Source organism: Polaromonas sp. CG_9.7 (genome assembly GCF_015752205.1).
In the GTDB taxonomy this organism is placed as follows: domain Bacteria; phylum Pseudomonadota; class Gammaproteobacteria; order Burkholderiales; family Burkholderiaceae_C; genus Polaromonas.
Genome location: NZ_JADOVG010000011.1, coordinates 1 through 13767, shown reverse-complemented (window position 1 = coordinate 13767; position 13767 = coordinate 1). Strand labels below are relative to the sequence as shown.

12 protein-coding genes and 1 pseudogene are annotated in these 13767 nt (G+C 59.8%); 2 read left to right on the top strand and 11 right to left on the bottom strand.

Annotated features, from left to right (window positions below):
• Positions 1-186: 186 nt before the first annotated feature.
• The 6 genes from IWX87_RS12280 to IWX87_RS12255 all read right to left on the bottom strand — a co-directional run bounded on the left by IWX87_RS12280 (position 187) and on the right by IWX87_RS12255 (position 6099).
• On the bottom strand, positions 187-1158 hold the full coding sequence (locus tag IWX87_RS12280) for a molybdopterin-binding protein (RefSeq protein WP_196863810.1): 972 nt from the start codon (positions 1156-1158) through the stop codon (positions 187-189).
• On the bottom strand, positions 1155-2087 hold the full coding sequence (locus IWX87_RS12275) for an EI24 domain-containing protein (RefSeq protein WP_196863809.1): 933 nt from the start codon (positions 2085-2087) through the stop codon (positions 1155-1157). The genes IWX87_RS12280 and IWX87_RS12275 overlap by 4 nt, the downstream gene beginning before the upstream one ends.
• Positions 2088-2094: 7 nt before the next feature.
• A complete protein-coding gene (locus IWX87_RS12270; RefSeq protein ID WP_196863808.1) occupies positions 2095-3159 on the bottom strand; it encodes a sterol desaturase family protein in 1065 nt (354 codons plus the stop codon).
• 5 nt (positions 3160-3164) lie between these two features.
• On the bottom strand, positions 3165-3995 hold the full coding sequence (locus IWX87_RS12265) for a polysaccharide deacetylase family protein (RefSeq protein WP_196863807.1): 831 nt from the start codon (positions 3993-3995) through the stop codon (positions 3165-3167).
• Positions 3996-4203: 208 nt separating this feature from the next.
• Positions 4204-5196, bottom strand: coding sequence for a YncE family protein (locus tag IWX87_RS12260; RefSeq protein ID WP_231374777.1), 993 nt, complete (start codon positions 5194-5196; stop codon positions 4204-4206).
• 153 nt (positions 5197-5349) lie between these two features.
• Positions 5350-6099 (bottom strand): pseudouridine synthase, encoded by a 750-nt coding sequence (locus IWX87_RS12255; RefSeq protein WP_196863927.1) that lies wholly within the window; start codon positions 6097-6099, stop codon positions 5350-5352.
• A 172-nt stretch (positions 6100-6271) separates the two neighbouring features.
• Between IWX87_RS12255 and IWX87_RS12250 the strand changes: the two genes are divergently transcribed.
• Entirely contained in the window at positions 6272-7555 is a 1284-nt protein-coding gene (locus IWX87_RS12250; protein ID WP_196863805.1) for a phosphatidylserine/phosphatidylglycerophosphate/cardiolipin synthase family protein, read from the top strand.
• 63 nt (positions 7556-7618) lie between these two features.
• Here IWX87_RS12250 and IWX87_RS12245 read toward each other — a convergent pair whose 3' ends face one another.
• Positions 7619-8596: a DHH family phosphoesterase gene (locus IWX87_RS12245; RefSeq protein WP_196863804.1), complete on the bottom strand. Its 978-nt coding sequence runs from the start codon at positions 8594-8596 to the stop codon at positions 7619-7621.
• Between the two features lie 569 nt (positions 8597-9165).
• Entirely contained in the window at positions 9166-9546 is a 381-nt protein-coding gene (locus tag IWX87_RS12240; protein WP_196863803.1) for a hypothetical protein, read from the bottom strand.
• Here IWX87_RS12240 and IWX87_RS12235 point away from each other — a divergent pair.
• On the top strand, positions 9545-9982 hold the full coding sequence (locus IWX87_RS12235) for a hypothetical protein (protein ID WP_196863802.1): 438 nt from the start codon (positions 9545-9547) through the stop codon (positions 9980-9982). The two genes, IWX87_RS12240 and IWX87_RS12235, sit on opposite strands and share 2 nt — an antisense overlap.
• 268 nt (positions 9983-10250) lie before the next feature.
• Here the strand turns inward: IWX87_RS12235 and IWX87_RS12225 are convergent, their stop codons facing one another.
• From IWX87_RS12225 to IWX87_RS12215, 3 genes and pseudogenes are all read right to left on the bottom strand, one after another.
• Positions 10251-11381 carry an outer membrane beta-barrel protein gene (locus IWX87_RS12225; protein ID WP_196863800.1) on the bottom strand — a complete coding sequence of 377 codons (1131 nt, stop codon included), beginning with the start codon at positions 11379-11381 and terminating at the stop codon, positions 10251-10253.
• 120 nt (positions 11382-11501) lie between these two features.
• Entirely contained in the window at positions 11502-13454 is a 1953-nt protein-coding gene (locus IWX87_RS12220) for an ice-binding family protein (RefSeq protein WP_196863799.1), read from the bottom strand.
• Between the two features lie 163 nt (positions 13455-13617).
• Positions 13618-13767 (bottom strand): annotated as a pseudogene (locus IWX87_RS12215) (IS630 family transposase); the annotation flags it as partial.

Here is a 13767-nt window from a genome sequence, read left to right as displayed (position 1 = left end):
GTTTTTTCGAATGCACTTTTTGTGCCAAAGCCGAGAACGCCGGGATTTTTGGCTAAACCCGTTATTGTGCCGACACTATTGTCGCTATGGAATGGTGATTGACTTGTTTTGAAACAGCCGTTTTGAAAAAAAACCAAAAATGCACCGTTTGTGTGCAATTACTGGATCGATTTGACGACATTGTGCTTAACGCACCAATTCAGGGCCAAGTTGCAGGTTGAATTGGTGCAGGCCTGCCAGCAACGCGGGATAAGCACGGTTGACCGCTTCTACAGGACCTTTGACACCAAGTTCAATATGGCGGCCGTATTGCGGATGGTCAACGCTGGGCAGACTGAACACTTTGACGCCGGCATGATCGGCTTCGATCGCGAGCATCAGCGGCGTCAATGTGGCTTCCATCGACCCCATCACGATGACCGATTTTTCAACCGCGCCCGAGGTTTGATGCAGATCGGCAAAGTGGTGGTCCAGCACCCATTCCAGCATGGGCCATGCCATGACGGGAAACCCTGGAAAGAAGTGGATGCCGCCACGCTTGCCCACTGCGTGTGACTCGCTGCCCACCGAGGATGCATTCCGGCAAAGCGGGTCCTTCGGCCCGGGCTGGCTGGCCTGCGCCTCCAATTCCGCGCTGCCTGCTGATGCAGTTGGTCCTGCCGGGGACAAGCCGCCATCCTGGGGCTCAACGAAGCAGCTGAAACCTGGAATCTTGTTATAGGGATTGGGAATGATCTCGGCGCCGAGGGGGAACACGCCCATGTTCAGGCGGTGCAGGTTGTCATGACGATCGGGCTCGTAGGCGGCGCCCTGCTCTTTCGCGGTGTCACGTATGCGTTCTTCGATCAGCTGTTTGGCTTGGGGGTGCAGTGCCAGTTCCACGCCCAGCGCCCGAGCCGCGCACTGGCGGGTGTGGTCGTCCGGCGTAGCGCCGATGCCGCCGGTGCAGAACACCACATCGCCCGTCGCGCGGCTGGTGGCAAAGGCACGCGCCAGCGTTGCGGTGATGCGCTCCGGGTCATCGCCGACGTATTCGGCATAAGCCAGCGACAAACCTCTGGCGGCCAGCAGTTCAATGACTTTGGGCAAATGCTTGTCGCTGCGCTTGCCTGAAAGAATTTCATCGCCAATGATGATGAGTCCGAATTGAGGGGTCATGCGAAAGGGTCCTGGGGTTGGGTCGATGAATCCGGCAAGCCGCCAGCTGATGCGCGTGGCAAGCTGCGTGCATGCGACTCGTCAACTATTAATTCGGTAGCAGCTTGTGCTGACAGCGCCTGTGCTGTAGTAGCATTTCTCTTGCGAAGCTGTTCCAGCGCGGCCAGGCAGTAATGTGCAAACCAGAGCGATGAAAAAGCAAATACCAGGGTGTAAATCCAGATCGCCAGCGGTACCACGATGGGCGCCATGGCGATGAACATGGCACCCGACGCCCAGAGCAGGCTGGGCGCTGCACCAAGGTAGCCGCTGAGCACGCCAATGCCGAGCAGGGGCAGGCGGTTTTCGCGGAACAACTGCTCGCGTTCTTCGAGGCTGGCATGGTCGGCCAGGGCATCGTAGGACATCACGCGATAAGTGAGCCAGCCCCAGATCAGCGGTGGCAGGATCAAAATCAGCGGCGGCACCAGCCACAGCGGGACTGTCGCCACCAGCGCCACGATGGCCAGCAAGGTCGAGCCCAGCGACCAGACGATGCTGGCCAGCATCGAGCCGCCCTTTTTACGCTCGAGCTGCGGAAACCGCCGGCTTGCCACCAGTGCGACCATGCTGGGCGTCATGAAGACCGCCACCAGCAGCAGGGTCACGATGACAATCACCGGAATGGACAGAAACAGCACCAGCGCCGGCGCCAGCACCAGGCGCAGGCTGCCTAGCCCGATGCCTTCAAGCCAGTGCACCATGGCGTTGACCAGCTCGAAGCTTTCCAGGCTGGCGCGCACCGCGAACAATGCGTCTTCCCAGTAAAAGTAGCCCAGCGTCAGCGACAGCACGCCCATGATGATGACGGGCAGGATCGACAGCGCAATGACGCGAGGATGCAGGCAGTACATCACCGCCCGCCAGAAGGAATCCAGCATGGTGTTCATGAAAGCTTCATGCGCGCCCGAACAACCGCTTCACGCCCAGCCACTGCTGCGACCAGAAACCGCTGCCGTAGTCGCGCTGCTTCTCGACCTGGTCGCGCACGCCGGTGGGGTCGTAGCGATGCTCGAAATTGGCCGTACCGAACAGCATGTCCCACCACGGCAAGAGCACGCCAAAATTGTGCCCCCCGAGTCTGGGAGCGTACGCATTGTCTTCACCAGCAGGTGCCGCGGAACCGGCTTTGCCGGGCCGCAGGCGCAGCGCCCCCCCGGGGGGCAGCGAACCACACGCAGTGGGGAGCGTGGGGGCTTCATGTCCCAGGCCGATGCTGTGGTGCAGCCGGTGAAAGCGCGGGCTGACCCAGAGCCGCTCACCGATCCGGCCAAACCACAGCCGCACGTTGGCATGCTGAAAGCTTTCGCTCAATTGCGTCAGCACGACGATCAGGATGAACTGGTCCGACGCCACGCCGATCAGTTGCGCAATGACCACGACTACTGTGTCGAGCAGGATGCTGTCGAGCAAGTGGTTACGGTTATCGCTCCACATCGTCATCTGCCGCTGCGAATGGTGCAGCGAATGCAGCCGCCACCACCAGTCCAGCTGATGCTGGCCACGGTGCGTCCAGTAGGCGACAAAGTCAAACACCAGCAGGTAGATCAGCAGGCTCACGACGGGCTGGTCGGTCACGCCGGGCCACAGCTGGTCCAAGTGAAAGGTGCCATAGCCGGCAGTGCGCAGCGCGCCAAAGGCCGCATCAAACCACGGGTCCAACGTGAAGAAAAGCGCCAGCCGGAACAGCCCGAGCCGGTGAATCAGCGTGTACATCACATCAATGCGGATACTGGCCCGGTCGGCGGGCGAGTCCATGGCCTCGACCGGTCGCCAGCGCTGCAGCGGACCGATCACTGCCAGCAGGACGGTGACCTGCAGGACGCCCATCATGAACCAGGCCGTCGCTGCATACGCGTCTTCAAACAGGCTGGCCATGTCGAGCGCGAAGAGTGCGGGCTGCACCAGCGTCTGGAACAACCAGCCCTGAACACTTGCGAAAATTCCAGTCAACCAGTCCATCGCCGTTATTTCCCCGTCTGGGTTGTCAAAACAGGCGAGTGCGTTTCAATCCACGCCTGGTACTGCGGATGCTCGCGCAGCGTCTTGAAGCAAAAGCCTTGCGCCTGCAGGCCAGTGATCAAGGGCTCCAGCACGGCGGGCGCCCACGGGTCCTGGCGTGACCAGATGCCCAGGTGCGCCAACAGCACGTCGCCCGAACGGACATCCTTCAGCGCCTTGTTCAGCAGCGCGGCGTTGGGGTATTTTTCGCTGGGCAACTCGTCCCCCAGAAAGCCGGCCGGAGACCAGTCCACATGCGCGAAGCCGCACGACCGCGCCGCTGCCAGAAGCGGCCCAGAGGTTTTGCCGCCAGGTGCGCGGAACAGCGGCAAAGGCTTCTTGCCAGTGATGTCCTGCAGGCGCGCGCTGGAGCGGCTTATTTCCTCGCAATATTGCCTGGCTGTCCAGGTGAATGTATTGCCCTCGGATGGCCCCGCCGAAGGGCGTACTCTGAACTGCGTCGGCGCGCCCGAGGCGCCCGGCACGTCGGCCCGCCAGTAGGTGTGGTCGAACGTGTGCGAGGCGAACTCGTGGCCCTCCGCCGCCCGCGCTTTCCACCAGGGCGCCCAGTACGCTCCCAGGCTGCCATCGCCGGTCTTGGTGCGCTCGTTGGCGGCAAAGAAAGTGGCCCTGACCTGATGGCGTTTCAACACGTCGGCAATCAGCGGCGCCACTTCCATGTGGCCGGTGTCCAGCGTCAGGTAGACCGGCTTGCAAGAAGGCCGCTCATCCGAGTTTTTTAAATCTAATTGGCTGTTCGCGCTTTCTGCATAAGCGTAATTAGCTATTGAAAACATAGCAAATAGCAATTGAACAAGCCGCATACCCAAGCCATGGCGGCGGAACTGGCTTGGCCGGGCCGCAGGCGCAGCGATCAGCCAGGCGTCGTGAAAAGTGGCCCGCTTCCACCAGCCAGGGCCGCGGAACCGGCTTTGCCGGGCCGCAGGCAAAGTGGCCCCCTCGGGGGGCAGGGAGCTACACGATGTGAGCGACCGTGGGGGCCACCTACCTTGGCGAATGATCGAGCGTCCAGACGCCATGCGGACTCCTGCCAACGTTGATTTGACGCACCACCTTGCGGCTGGCCACGTCGATGAAAGTGAGTTTGCGAATCCAGCGCGAGGTGACGATGATCTGGCTCAAGTCACGGCTCACGTCCATGCAGTCGGGGCCGCCAGGTGCCGGAAAGCTGTTCACCACTTCGAGCGTTTGCAAATCGATCATGCTGATGGTGTTGGCCACCCGGTTGCTGACCAACAGGTGTCGCTTGTCGCCGAAGGCGCGAAAGGCGTGCGCGCCCATCGCCGTCTTGATGAACTTGACGCGCTTGGGCTCCTTGCCACTCACGTCATACACCTCGACGCCGTCGCCGCCGGTCAGGGCCACCAGCACGAATTTGTCATTGGCCATGCCAAACACGTCTGCGGGCGTCGAGCCGGTGGCGGTGCGCCACTTGATGGTCTGCGTGGCAATGTCGATGGCGATCAGTTCGTCGCTTTCCTGCATGGTCGAATAAATCGTGCTGCTATTGCTGTCGATCCACAAATGGCTGGGCGTCTTGCCGGTGGGGATGCGCTTGGCCAGCGTCATGTCCTTGCCATCCCAGTGAAAAATATCGATATGGTTGAGGCGGTTGGCAGCCGTCACGAACCACTTCATGTCGGGTGAAAACCGCAGGTGGTAAGGGTCGATGATGCCGCGCACGGTGCGCTGGACCTCAGCCGTTTTCGGATCAATGAAAGTCAGCGAATCCGACAGCGCGTTGGCCACAATCACCGATTTTTCGTCCGGCGTCAGGTACAGATGGTGTGGCTGCTTGCCAGTCTCGATGCGCTTGACTTCGGTCCAGGTCGCCGGATTGATCACGCTGACGCTGTCTTCCAGAGAGTTGAGCACGAACACCGGCGTGGTGATCACGGCCGTTGCCGGCGCAGCGGCCGGAACTGCGGCAGTTTGTGCAGATGCGGACAAGCACAGCAAGGCTGAAAAAGCCGCCATGCAAACAGACGGAAAACGGGAATAAGCATTCACAGAACGGTTCTTTCCAAGATCAGTCCGGTAGTGTAGCGGCCGGCAATAAACAGCTCTTGCCAAGGTGAATTGAAAGCCTTGCGAGCCACGCAAGCCCTTGCGACTATGGGTGACGAAACGTCAGGCCGGCGGCTTGGCAGCGATGCCGGCAATGCTGGCCAGGTCGTGCGCTGTCAGCCAGCGCCATTCACCGGGCTTGAGGTCTGGGGGCAGCGCCAGCGAGCCGATGCAGGAACGGTGAAGGCCGCCCACCTCTTCCACCCGGTTGCCCACAGCAGCAATCATGCGCTTGACCTGGTGGTATTTTCCTTCGGTCAGCGTCAGGCTCAGCTGCGATTCGCCGGTCTGCTCGCAGGCAGCCGCCCGAACCGGCTTGGGGTCGTCGTCCAGCACCACGCCGGCCAGCAGCTTGCCGACCTGCTGCGCGTCCACCGGGTGCTTGGCCCTGACCTGGTAGACCTTGGGCACATGGTGTTTGGGCGAACTCATGCGGTGAATGAATTTGCCGTCGTCCGACAGCAGCAGCAGCCCGCTGGTGTCCTGGTCGAGCCGCCCGACCGCCTGCACGCCCGCTGCCGCACCGCCGCCGCGCTGGCGGATCGGCGCGGGCAGCAGCGTGTAGATGCTCGGATAAGTGCTCGGCTTTTGCGAGCATTCGTAGCCCGCCGGCTTGTGCAGCATCAGGTAGGCTTTTTCGTGGTATTCCCACGCCACGCCCTGCACCGTGAACTGGAGGCTGTCAGCTACGAAATCCATAGCTGGATCATCAACAGGAACGCCCGCTACCGTCACAAATTCCTGTTGAACCAGCCCCGCGCAGACGCGCCGCGTGCCAAACCCCTGTGAAAAAAGAATTTCCTGCAATTGCATGTGTGTTTTTGCCATGGCGCTATTGTCGCCCGGCGATCAGGCTGCCGGACTACCGACCTGTAGGGAATCGGCTTTCGACAAAATCGCCCGCCTGTCGAATAATGCTTGAGCTTGAACCTGTTCAGACGGCATTAAGGCCACTCTTCTTCCATTAAAACCCTGCCAATTCACGATGATTAAAAAAAAACGCCTTGCGCTGGCCGTTGCTGCCACGTTTTTTCTGACCCTGATCAGCCTGCTGGCGGTGATCAACTTCAGCAGCGGTGAAAAAGACGTCAGTCAGGAATTGCCACGCCTGTATTCAACCCACGATCCGCAGTTTCGACGCGCCATCGGCTCGCTGCTGGGTCCGCCACTTGTCGGCGGCAACCAGGTGCAGGAGCTGATCAATGGAGATCAGATTTTCCCGGCCATGCTGTCGGCGATCCGCAGCGCGCAGCAGACCATCACCTTTGAAACCTATATCTACTGGTCAGGCGACATTGGCCGCGAGTTTGCCAGTGCGCTGTCCGAGCGTGCCAAGGCGGGGGTCAAAGTGAATGTGCTGCTGGACTGGGTCGGCAGCGCCAAGATCGACGACAGCTTTCTGGACGAAATGCGCAACGCGGGCGTGCAGATCGAGAAGTTTCACAAGCCGACCTGGTACAGCCTGCACCGGCTCAACAACCGAACCCACCGCAAGCTGCTGGTGGTCGATGGCAAGACCGGATTCACTGGCGGCGTCGGCATTGCCCCCAAATGGACCGGCAACGGCCAGGATGCCGACCACTGGCGCGACTCCCATTTCCGCATCGAAGGCCCGGCGGTTGCCCAGATGCAAGCGGTGTTCATGGAGAACTGGCTCAAGGTCACCGGCCAGGTCATGCACGGCGAGAATTACTTTCCGGCGCTGCAAGCCCTGGGCAACAGCGACGCCCAGGTTTTTTCAAGCTCGCCTTCGGGCGGCAGCGAAAGCATGCAGCTGATGTACCAGTTGTCCATCACTGCCGCAAAGGATGCAATTGACCTGTCCAGCGCTTACTTTGTCCCCGACGACCTCACCACCCAGGCATTGGTCGATGCGCTCAAGCGCGGCGTGAAAATCCGCGTCATCACGCCTGGAGAAATCATCGACACCGAAACGGTGCGTGCAGCCTCTCGCGGCACTTGGGGGCCGCTGCTCAAGGCCGGCGCCGAGATCCATGAATACATTCCCAGCATGTACCACTGCAAGGTGATGATCGTGGACAAGCTGCTGGTGTCGGTGGGTTCAACCAATTTTGACAACCGGTCGTTTCGCCTGAACGACGAAGCCAACCTGAACATTTACGACACGGCTTTTGCAGAGCGCCAGACGCGTATTTTCGAGGACGACCTGAAAAATTCCCGCCAGGTGACGTACGACCTATGGGCTGCCCGGCCGCTGAAGGAAAAATTCATGGAGCGGCTGGCCTTGCTGCTGGAATCCCAGTTGTGACAGCGTGCTGACCAGATCATCTAAAAAACCCCTCCCCTCCGCCCTCCCCCTTTCGCCCTTCAACTACTTGGGCAAAACGCTGTCAAGAGGCGCACCAAGCGCTTCCTGCGGGGCCAAAGGAGTGGCACTGGCATTGAACACGCCGCTCAGCAACTCGGGCAGGCGATCAATGCCCATCTTGAAGCCGCAAGCCTGTGCATGCCCGCCGCCGCCCATGCTTTCAGCCAGTGGAATGCAGTCAAAGCTGCGTTGAGAACGCAGGCCGACTTTCACACCGCCGCTCTTGCCGACATTCCACATCATGGCGAAGGTGCCGCTTTTTTCAGACAGCATGTTGCCGATCAGGCTGTGGAACACGCCCGGCACGTTGATCATCAAGCCGCTGTGCCCATTAAAAACGACAGGCTGGGCAGAGTCGGCCATGTCCGCGACGAGTTTTTTGAATTTCTCGTCCATGGCCTGGCCGCGCGCCATGAAATGGGCGGTCTGCTCGGGGCTGAAATTCGCAATCTCGGCCCAGCGGGCAAAGTCGAGCGGCTCCATGTCGAGCGCGGCCAGAAAGCCGGCGCTTTCGGGGTACTGCCAGACCCAGATGTCACGGTCTTCAATAAAGCGCACCAGATCAGGTACCGGCTTGTCGGGATGAAAAAACTCCCAGGCCAGCCGGGCGCCGGACTTGTCCATGTCGAAATGCACCACGCCGCAGCGGCAGGCAAAGCCGGTCAGCTTTTCAGCGGCGCTCTTGTGGTGGTCGAGCATGACCAGCTTTGAAGCACGTTCCTCGATACCGTGCAGGATGTCGGCCGAAAACGAGAAGTCGAGGATATAGACGGCGCGGCCTGCCAGCGCGGGCAGATCATCGACCGACTTGATGTCGCCATGGTCAAGCGGCAGGAATTCGGCTTTTCCAGCATAAAAAAACCAGGCGGCCAAAGCCGAGCCGAAGCCGTCAGGACATTTTCGGCCATGGTAAATGATGAGCGGCTGCGGGTCATTCAGGTCAGGCGCCACGAGGAGTTGCAGGGGAAGAATGGTTTTCATGATGCGTGAATTGTCGCCTTGCGATGCGCCTTGCCCCTTGCGGCAAGGACAAGCCCTGTCATTCCGGGCGGGGAAACCTGAACCAGAATTGATCAGCAAGACAGGAGTCAGGGGCGCATCGTTTTTATTCGCCATGAACGTCCACTGCGCTCAATGCCACCCGGCTGTTTAAAAGCAGGTCACGCGACAACTCCAGAGGCTTGACAACGTATGGCGCAAACTTGTCCTCCCTTTCTGTGGGCGAAGCTGTGGATAACAATGTTCACAAGCCTCGAAAGCCGCGCTGCCATTGGCCTGCAGAGTGGTGCCCGAAAATTGACCAGTCCAAACTGATGATCTACCTGAATGTTAGTAAAAACTACATGTAGCGCTTTCCAGCAGGGCATTAGCAGCTATCAATTTTGACAATATTGGTGCTGTTTGCACTTGGGGCATGCTGGCTGGGTCCTGAGCCGGGATCGGGTTGGACGCACCGGCATGGAAATCACGCAGCAGATGCATTTGACATGATGCTGTTCAGGTATCGCTTTACCGGCGCCACAAGACACCAGCGGTGGAAAAAGCCTTATTCAGGCATCGGGCAGGCGGTAAGCCGATACCTCTTCGTCGGTTTCGCGCGCGGTGCGCGGCTGGTCGCTGTGCGACACCCGGTAGCCATCGGCCACATAGCCGGGGCCCTTCATCACCATCACGATGATGCAGCCAATGCCGACGGTCAGGACCATGGACCAGTGGAAAATGATCACACCGCCGACCACGTAATCCATCATTTGAATCCAGCGCGCCTCAGCGGCATCAGGAACCGGTTCGTCCATCAGGTGCACCGCCACAAGGCACACCAAAGGCAGCGCCGTGCCCGCCAGGGCAATCAGCGGCAGCCTGCGCCACAGCCGCCATTCTAGACCACTGGCGGCGCGGTTGTGATGCGGAATTTTTTTAAACCAGTTCATGACTGCACCTGAAATTCTTGATCAAGGCTGCGAGGTTAAGCCTTTGTCCTTTTTATGGTGTGTTCAGCAAAAAAAACCAGCCATGCCCGCCAGTACGCACAGACGCTTGGTATCGAACACCTCAGCGCACAACCGTGACCGCAAAAACTTGCCTTATCAACCGTATGAATTACCCCCAATTACTGTGGACCACCCTGTGCATAACATTGTTCAAAAACCCCGGAAGCCGCGCCAGCACTGGCTTGCCGGGCGGTGCCTTTCAAAGCACCAGGGCTATTACCGCATGAAGGACAAAAATGCCTTGTTTGCCAATGAAAACCTGTTTTTCAAGTCCCTCGCAAACAGTCCCGCTGTTGGGTGTTTTGGCCCGTCGCTGGCTGCAAATTGGCCATGCATTCTGTGCGCCACGCTGTGGATAACAATGTTCACAACTTGAAAAATCCGCACCGGCGCTGGCTTTACGGATGTGGCGTGGCAATTCACCGGTGCGCGGCCGATGTTTGCAGATGCTTTGCTGCACACTTTTCGCCACAACTATATTTTTTTAAAAATGAATGACACAACTGTAGGATTTTCCCTCGAATCGTTGTCAGGAGGAACGAACAGTTTCAGCTTAAGGTTTTTGAGAACAGCCATGAAAAAAGGCGCAGAAAGCGCCTTTTTTGTCATTTTCCGGGTACTGTCCGGGGGGTTTCCCGGCCGGGCTATTGCACTCGGCGTTCGATCGTGATGTTTTCAACCTCTACCCGCCGGTTAGGCTCCAGGCACCTGATCAATGCAGGACGCTGCCTTTCGGTGCAAGCCATGACCGGATCGGCTTCGCCCTTGCCCTGGGCCTTCAGCCGCGCAGCGCCAACACCTTTGCTGGCCAAGTAGGTCTTGACGGCCTCAGCGCGACGCTCGGACAGCTTCTGGTTGTAGGCACTGGAGCCAATGCGGTCGGTGTAGCCGGTGATGACGACGTCGTTGACCTCGGCATGGCGCCCCAGCGCACTGGCGATTTCGTCAAGCCGCATCTGCGGCATGCGCAGCTCGGCACTGTCAAAAGCAAACAGTTCGGTGGCCGACAAGGTGTACTTTTCAAATTGCGCCACGGGTGGCGGCGGCGGTGGCGGAGGTGTTACGGCCACAACTTGCCGGACCGGCTCGGCGGCGGCCATGCGTGGCGCGGGTGCCTGGCTCTTTGCGCCAAAGCGGTAGATCAGGCCGACTGAAACCAGGTCAATGTGGCCCCGGTTGCCAATCGCATCGTTGATGCGATAACGCTCGGCCTCGGCACGCACGGCAAGCGACTCGCTCAAGGCATATTGAAGCCCGAAGCCAAGCTTGTAGTTGGTGTCGTTCTTGCGCGGGTTGGAATTGGCCACCTGGACGGCGCCCGTGCCGCTGAAGGAATCTCGCGCCTGCGCGTAATTCAGCCCAGCCCGGCCAAACACTGAAAACTTTTCGCTCAGGGGAACGGTGCCAACCAGGTCAAGGTTCAGGCCACGCAGCTTGATGCGGCTATCAAGCGTTCCGGCCGGCACAGTGGTGGCGGTGTAGCCGAAATTCCCAAGGTCGAAATAGCCGCCTTCAATCGCAAAGTTCCGGTTAAGCTGGTAGCCGCCAAAAATCTTGTAACCAGTGGAGCGGTCGGCATCGACAAGGGTGCTGGCGCTGAAGCCGCTGCCCAACAGGCCTCGGTTGATCCGCTCGTCGTCGATGGTGGCAGCCGAGCGGCCCACGTTGGCCCCGCCGTACCAGCCCGCATCCTGGCCTTGCGCCATCACGCCCGGGCAGGCAAGTGTCGCCAGCGCGGCCAGGCCGAGCACACTTGTGACTTTAATTAACTTCATGTTTTTCTCCAGACAGGATTTGAATCATTGGTCTTTGCGCTTGACCGCTATGCCAGGCACGCCTTGAGGAGTGAAGCCGGCGAAACCATCGCCTTGCCGGTCTTCAGCACCTCCAACCGGTCAAGGCAGGTTGATATGTGTATTCACCATGGTCACGCCGGAGATCAGGCTCAATGCACGGCCATCAAGCACCGTGAGCTTGGCATTTCCGGCAGTGGAGAAGGTCACGGCTTGCTGGGCAATGATGGTGCCCTTCATGAAGCCGCCGCCGGCCCCATTGATGGTGGCCGAGGTGCCGACCTGCCAGAACACATTTTTTGCCTGAGCGCCGTTGGCCAGAATGACGCTGCGCGCGCCTGTGGGCCCGGCAATGCCGACCGTCAGCGAACTGCCCATCTGGAAGATGAACACTGCATTCGGGTCGCCCTGTGCGTCAAGCGTCAGGTCGCCCTGCGTCAGCTGGTAGGACGTGGCCGAAGTGTAGGTGCCGGGAGCCAGCGTCAGCAGGCCAAGTTCGCCGGCACCGGCATAAGCGCCGGGTGGAACTGCGACGAGCTGGTTATAGGCATTTTGTGCGGCGTTCAGGGCTGCGTCGGCAATTGCTTTGGTCGTGGCATTGCCGGGAGCCGGTGGATAAGTGTAGATGCTGCCATTCACGGCACCATCGTTCAACGGCGTCACGGTGTAGACATTGCCGTTGGTGTCGTGCAGGCCTGTCACACCAGTCGATACTGCGGTGGTGCCGATGTCGCCGTTGATGACCGTGTCAATGCCTTGGTTGGTCATGCCTGCGGTACCGCCATAACTGGCAAAGGTGCTGGCCGCGCCCAGAACGATGGCAGACGGAACGGGCGGCTGGGTGCAATTGACGGCGGTAAACGTCCACTGGTAATTTGCAGCCATCGGATTGGCCGGATTGGCCAGGTCCTTGACACCATTTACACCGCCCTTGACCACAGCGGTGTACGTCACGCCGGCAGTCAGCAGCGCCACAGGCTTCAGTGTGGCCGTGCGGCCGGTGGCGTCGTCCAGCACCACGGATGCTGAAGCCACGGGAGTCAGCGCAGGGCCGGTCAGGTTGAAGCTAGCAGTATTGACGGTGGCCGGATCCATTTCAAAACCTGAGGGCACACTGAAAGTTGCGTTGACACTGGCATTCGTGCACACGTTGGCCGCGTTGGAGCCAGGCCGGGTGGAAAGAACCGAGACATTTCCGGGCGCTGTCGGCGCTGTTGCGGTGAAGGTCCAGACATGGTTGCTGGCCGCTGGCAGTGCGGCCTGGTTACCGCCCAACTGGTTGCGCGCCAAGTCGGTCGCGGCACTTGTGACGGTGGCGGTGTAGGTGGTGCCCACAGTGAGCACGGCAGACGGCTTGAAAAACGCGGTTTTTCTGGCTCCCGAATAGCTCACCGTTCCTGAAGGCGATACGCAAGGTGCGGCGCACGTCAGGGTGAAACTGGCGGCGTTCAGGCTGCCCGGCGCCATGGCTTCGGTAAACGCGGCGCTGATGGCCGTATTGGCCGGCACGCCGGTCAACGGACCCGGTTTAGTCGTGGCGGGAACTGTCAGGGAAACGCGGGGCCGCGTCGTGTCGGCAGTAACGCCTGTGGTGAAGCGCCATACATAAGGGGTCGTCATGCGCAGGCCGCTGGCCAGGCTTTTTGCGTCGCTGATCATGGCCGTGTAACGCGTGGACGATGCCAGAGTGGCGGTAGGCGCGAGTTCAAGGGTAGCTTGTTGCTGGCTCGCGTCAAACGTCACGATACCTGCGGGAGCGACGCAGGGCGCTGCGCAGCTCAGGGTGAAAGCGCCAGTGCCTGACAGTGACACCGGCTCGCTGAAGGTGGCAGTGATCAGGGTTTGGTTGATCGCGACACTCGTGGAATCATTCGAAGGATTCACGTCGGTGACTGCAGGAGCTACAGCGGCGGGCACCGGCGAGACGACCGTTGCGCCCGAACCCAGGATGGGGTCGCGTCCACTGTCACCACCGCCGCATCCGGCCACCAAGGCACTCAGCAGCAGTGCCGACAGCCACGTGCGGTGGCTGTACTGGCTTGTGGGTTGTTTCATTTCTTGTTCCTGTTGGTGAGGGACGCGCAGGACAGTTACGAAAATTCGCTACTTTTACGCGTTCTGGGCGCGATTATGTAAGCGATCCGACTGTAAAAGTAAACGTTAAAAAATGTTAGCGCCATGTCCTACAAATGACCTATTGATCCGGCCCGATGAAGTATCAAGCGGCATAGCGAACACGCCGATCCTGGAAATAGGCGATAACTCGCTCAGGCGTGCGTTCGAGCAACGTCATGTGCTCATTGGCAGCATCGCGTAATTTGGCTTTGCTGCGCACCGGTACGCGCTTTCCCAACTCTTGCTTGAGGTC

What these genes read in the sequence shown, in the direction of transcription:
- IWX87_RS12280 (WP_196863810.1), bottom strand. Translation starts at nt 1,158, where the DNA reads ATGACCCCTCAATTCGGACTCATCATCATTGGCGATGAAATTCTTTCA.
- IWX87_RS12275 (WP_196863809.1), bottom strand. Translation starts at nt 2,087, where the DNA reads ATGAACACCATGCTGGATTCCTTCTGGCGGGCGGTGATGTACTGCCTG.
- IWX87_RS12270 (WP_196863808.1), bottom strand. Translation starts at nt 3,159, where the DNA reads ATGGACTGGTTGACTGGAATTTTCGCAAGTGTTCAGGGCTGGTTGTTC.
- IWX87_RS12265 (WP_196863807.1), bottom strand. Translation starts at nt 3,995, where the DNA reads ATGTTTTCAATAGCTAATTACGCTTATGCAGAAAGCGCGAACAGCCAA.
- IWX87_RS12260 (WP_231374777.1), bottom strand. Translation starts at nt 5,196, where the DNA reads ATGGCGGCTTTTTCAGCCTTGCTGTGCTTGTCCGCATCTGCACAAACT.
- IWX87_RS12255 (WP_196863927.1), bottom strand. Translation starts at nt 6,099, where the DNA reads ATGCAATTGCAGGAAATTCTTTTTTCACAGGGGTTTGGCACGCGGCGC.
- IWX87_RS12250 (WP_196863805.1), top strand. Translation starts at nt 6,272, where the DNA reads ATGATTAAAAAAAAACGCCTTGCGCTGGCCGTTGCTGCCACGTTTTTT.
- IWX87_RS12245 (WP_196863804.1), bottom strand. Translation starts at nt 8,596, where the DNA reads ATGAAAACCATTCTTCCCCTGCAACTCCTCGTGGCGCCTGACCTGAAT.
- IWX87_RS12235 (WP_196863802.1), top strand. Translation starts at nt 9,545, where the DNA reads ATGACTGCACCTGAAATTCTTGATCAAGGCTGCGAGGTTAAGCCTTTG.
- IWX87_RS12240 (WP_196863803.1), bottom strand. Translation starts at nt 9,546, where the DNA reads ATGAACTGGTTTAAAAAAATTCCGCATCACAACCGCGCCGCCAGTGGT.
- IWX87_RS12225 (WP_196863800.1), bottom strand. Translation starts at nt 11,381, where the DNA reads ATGAAGTTAATTAAAGTCACAAGTGTGCTCGGCCTGGCCGCGCTGGCG.
- IWX87_RS12220 (WP_196863799.1), bottom strand. Translation starts at nt 13,454, where the DNA reads ATGAAACAACCCACAAGCCAGTACAGCCACCGCACGTGGCTGTCGGCA.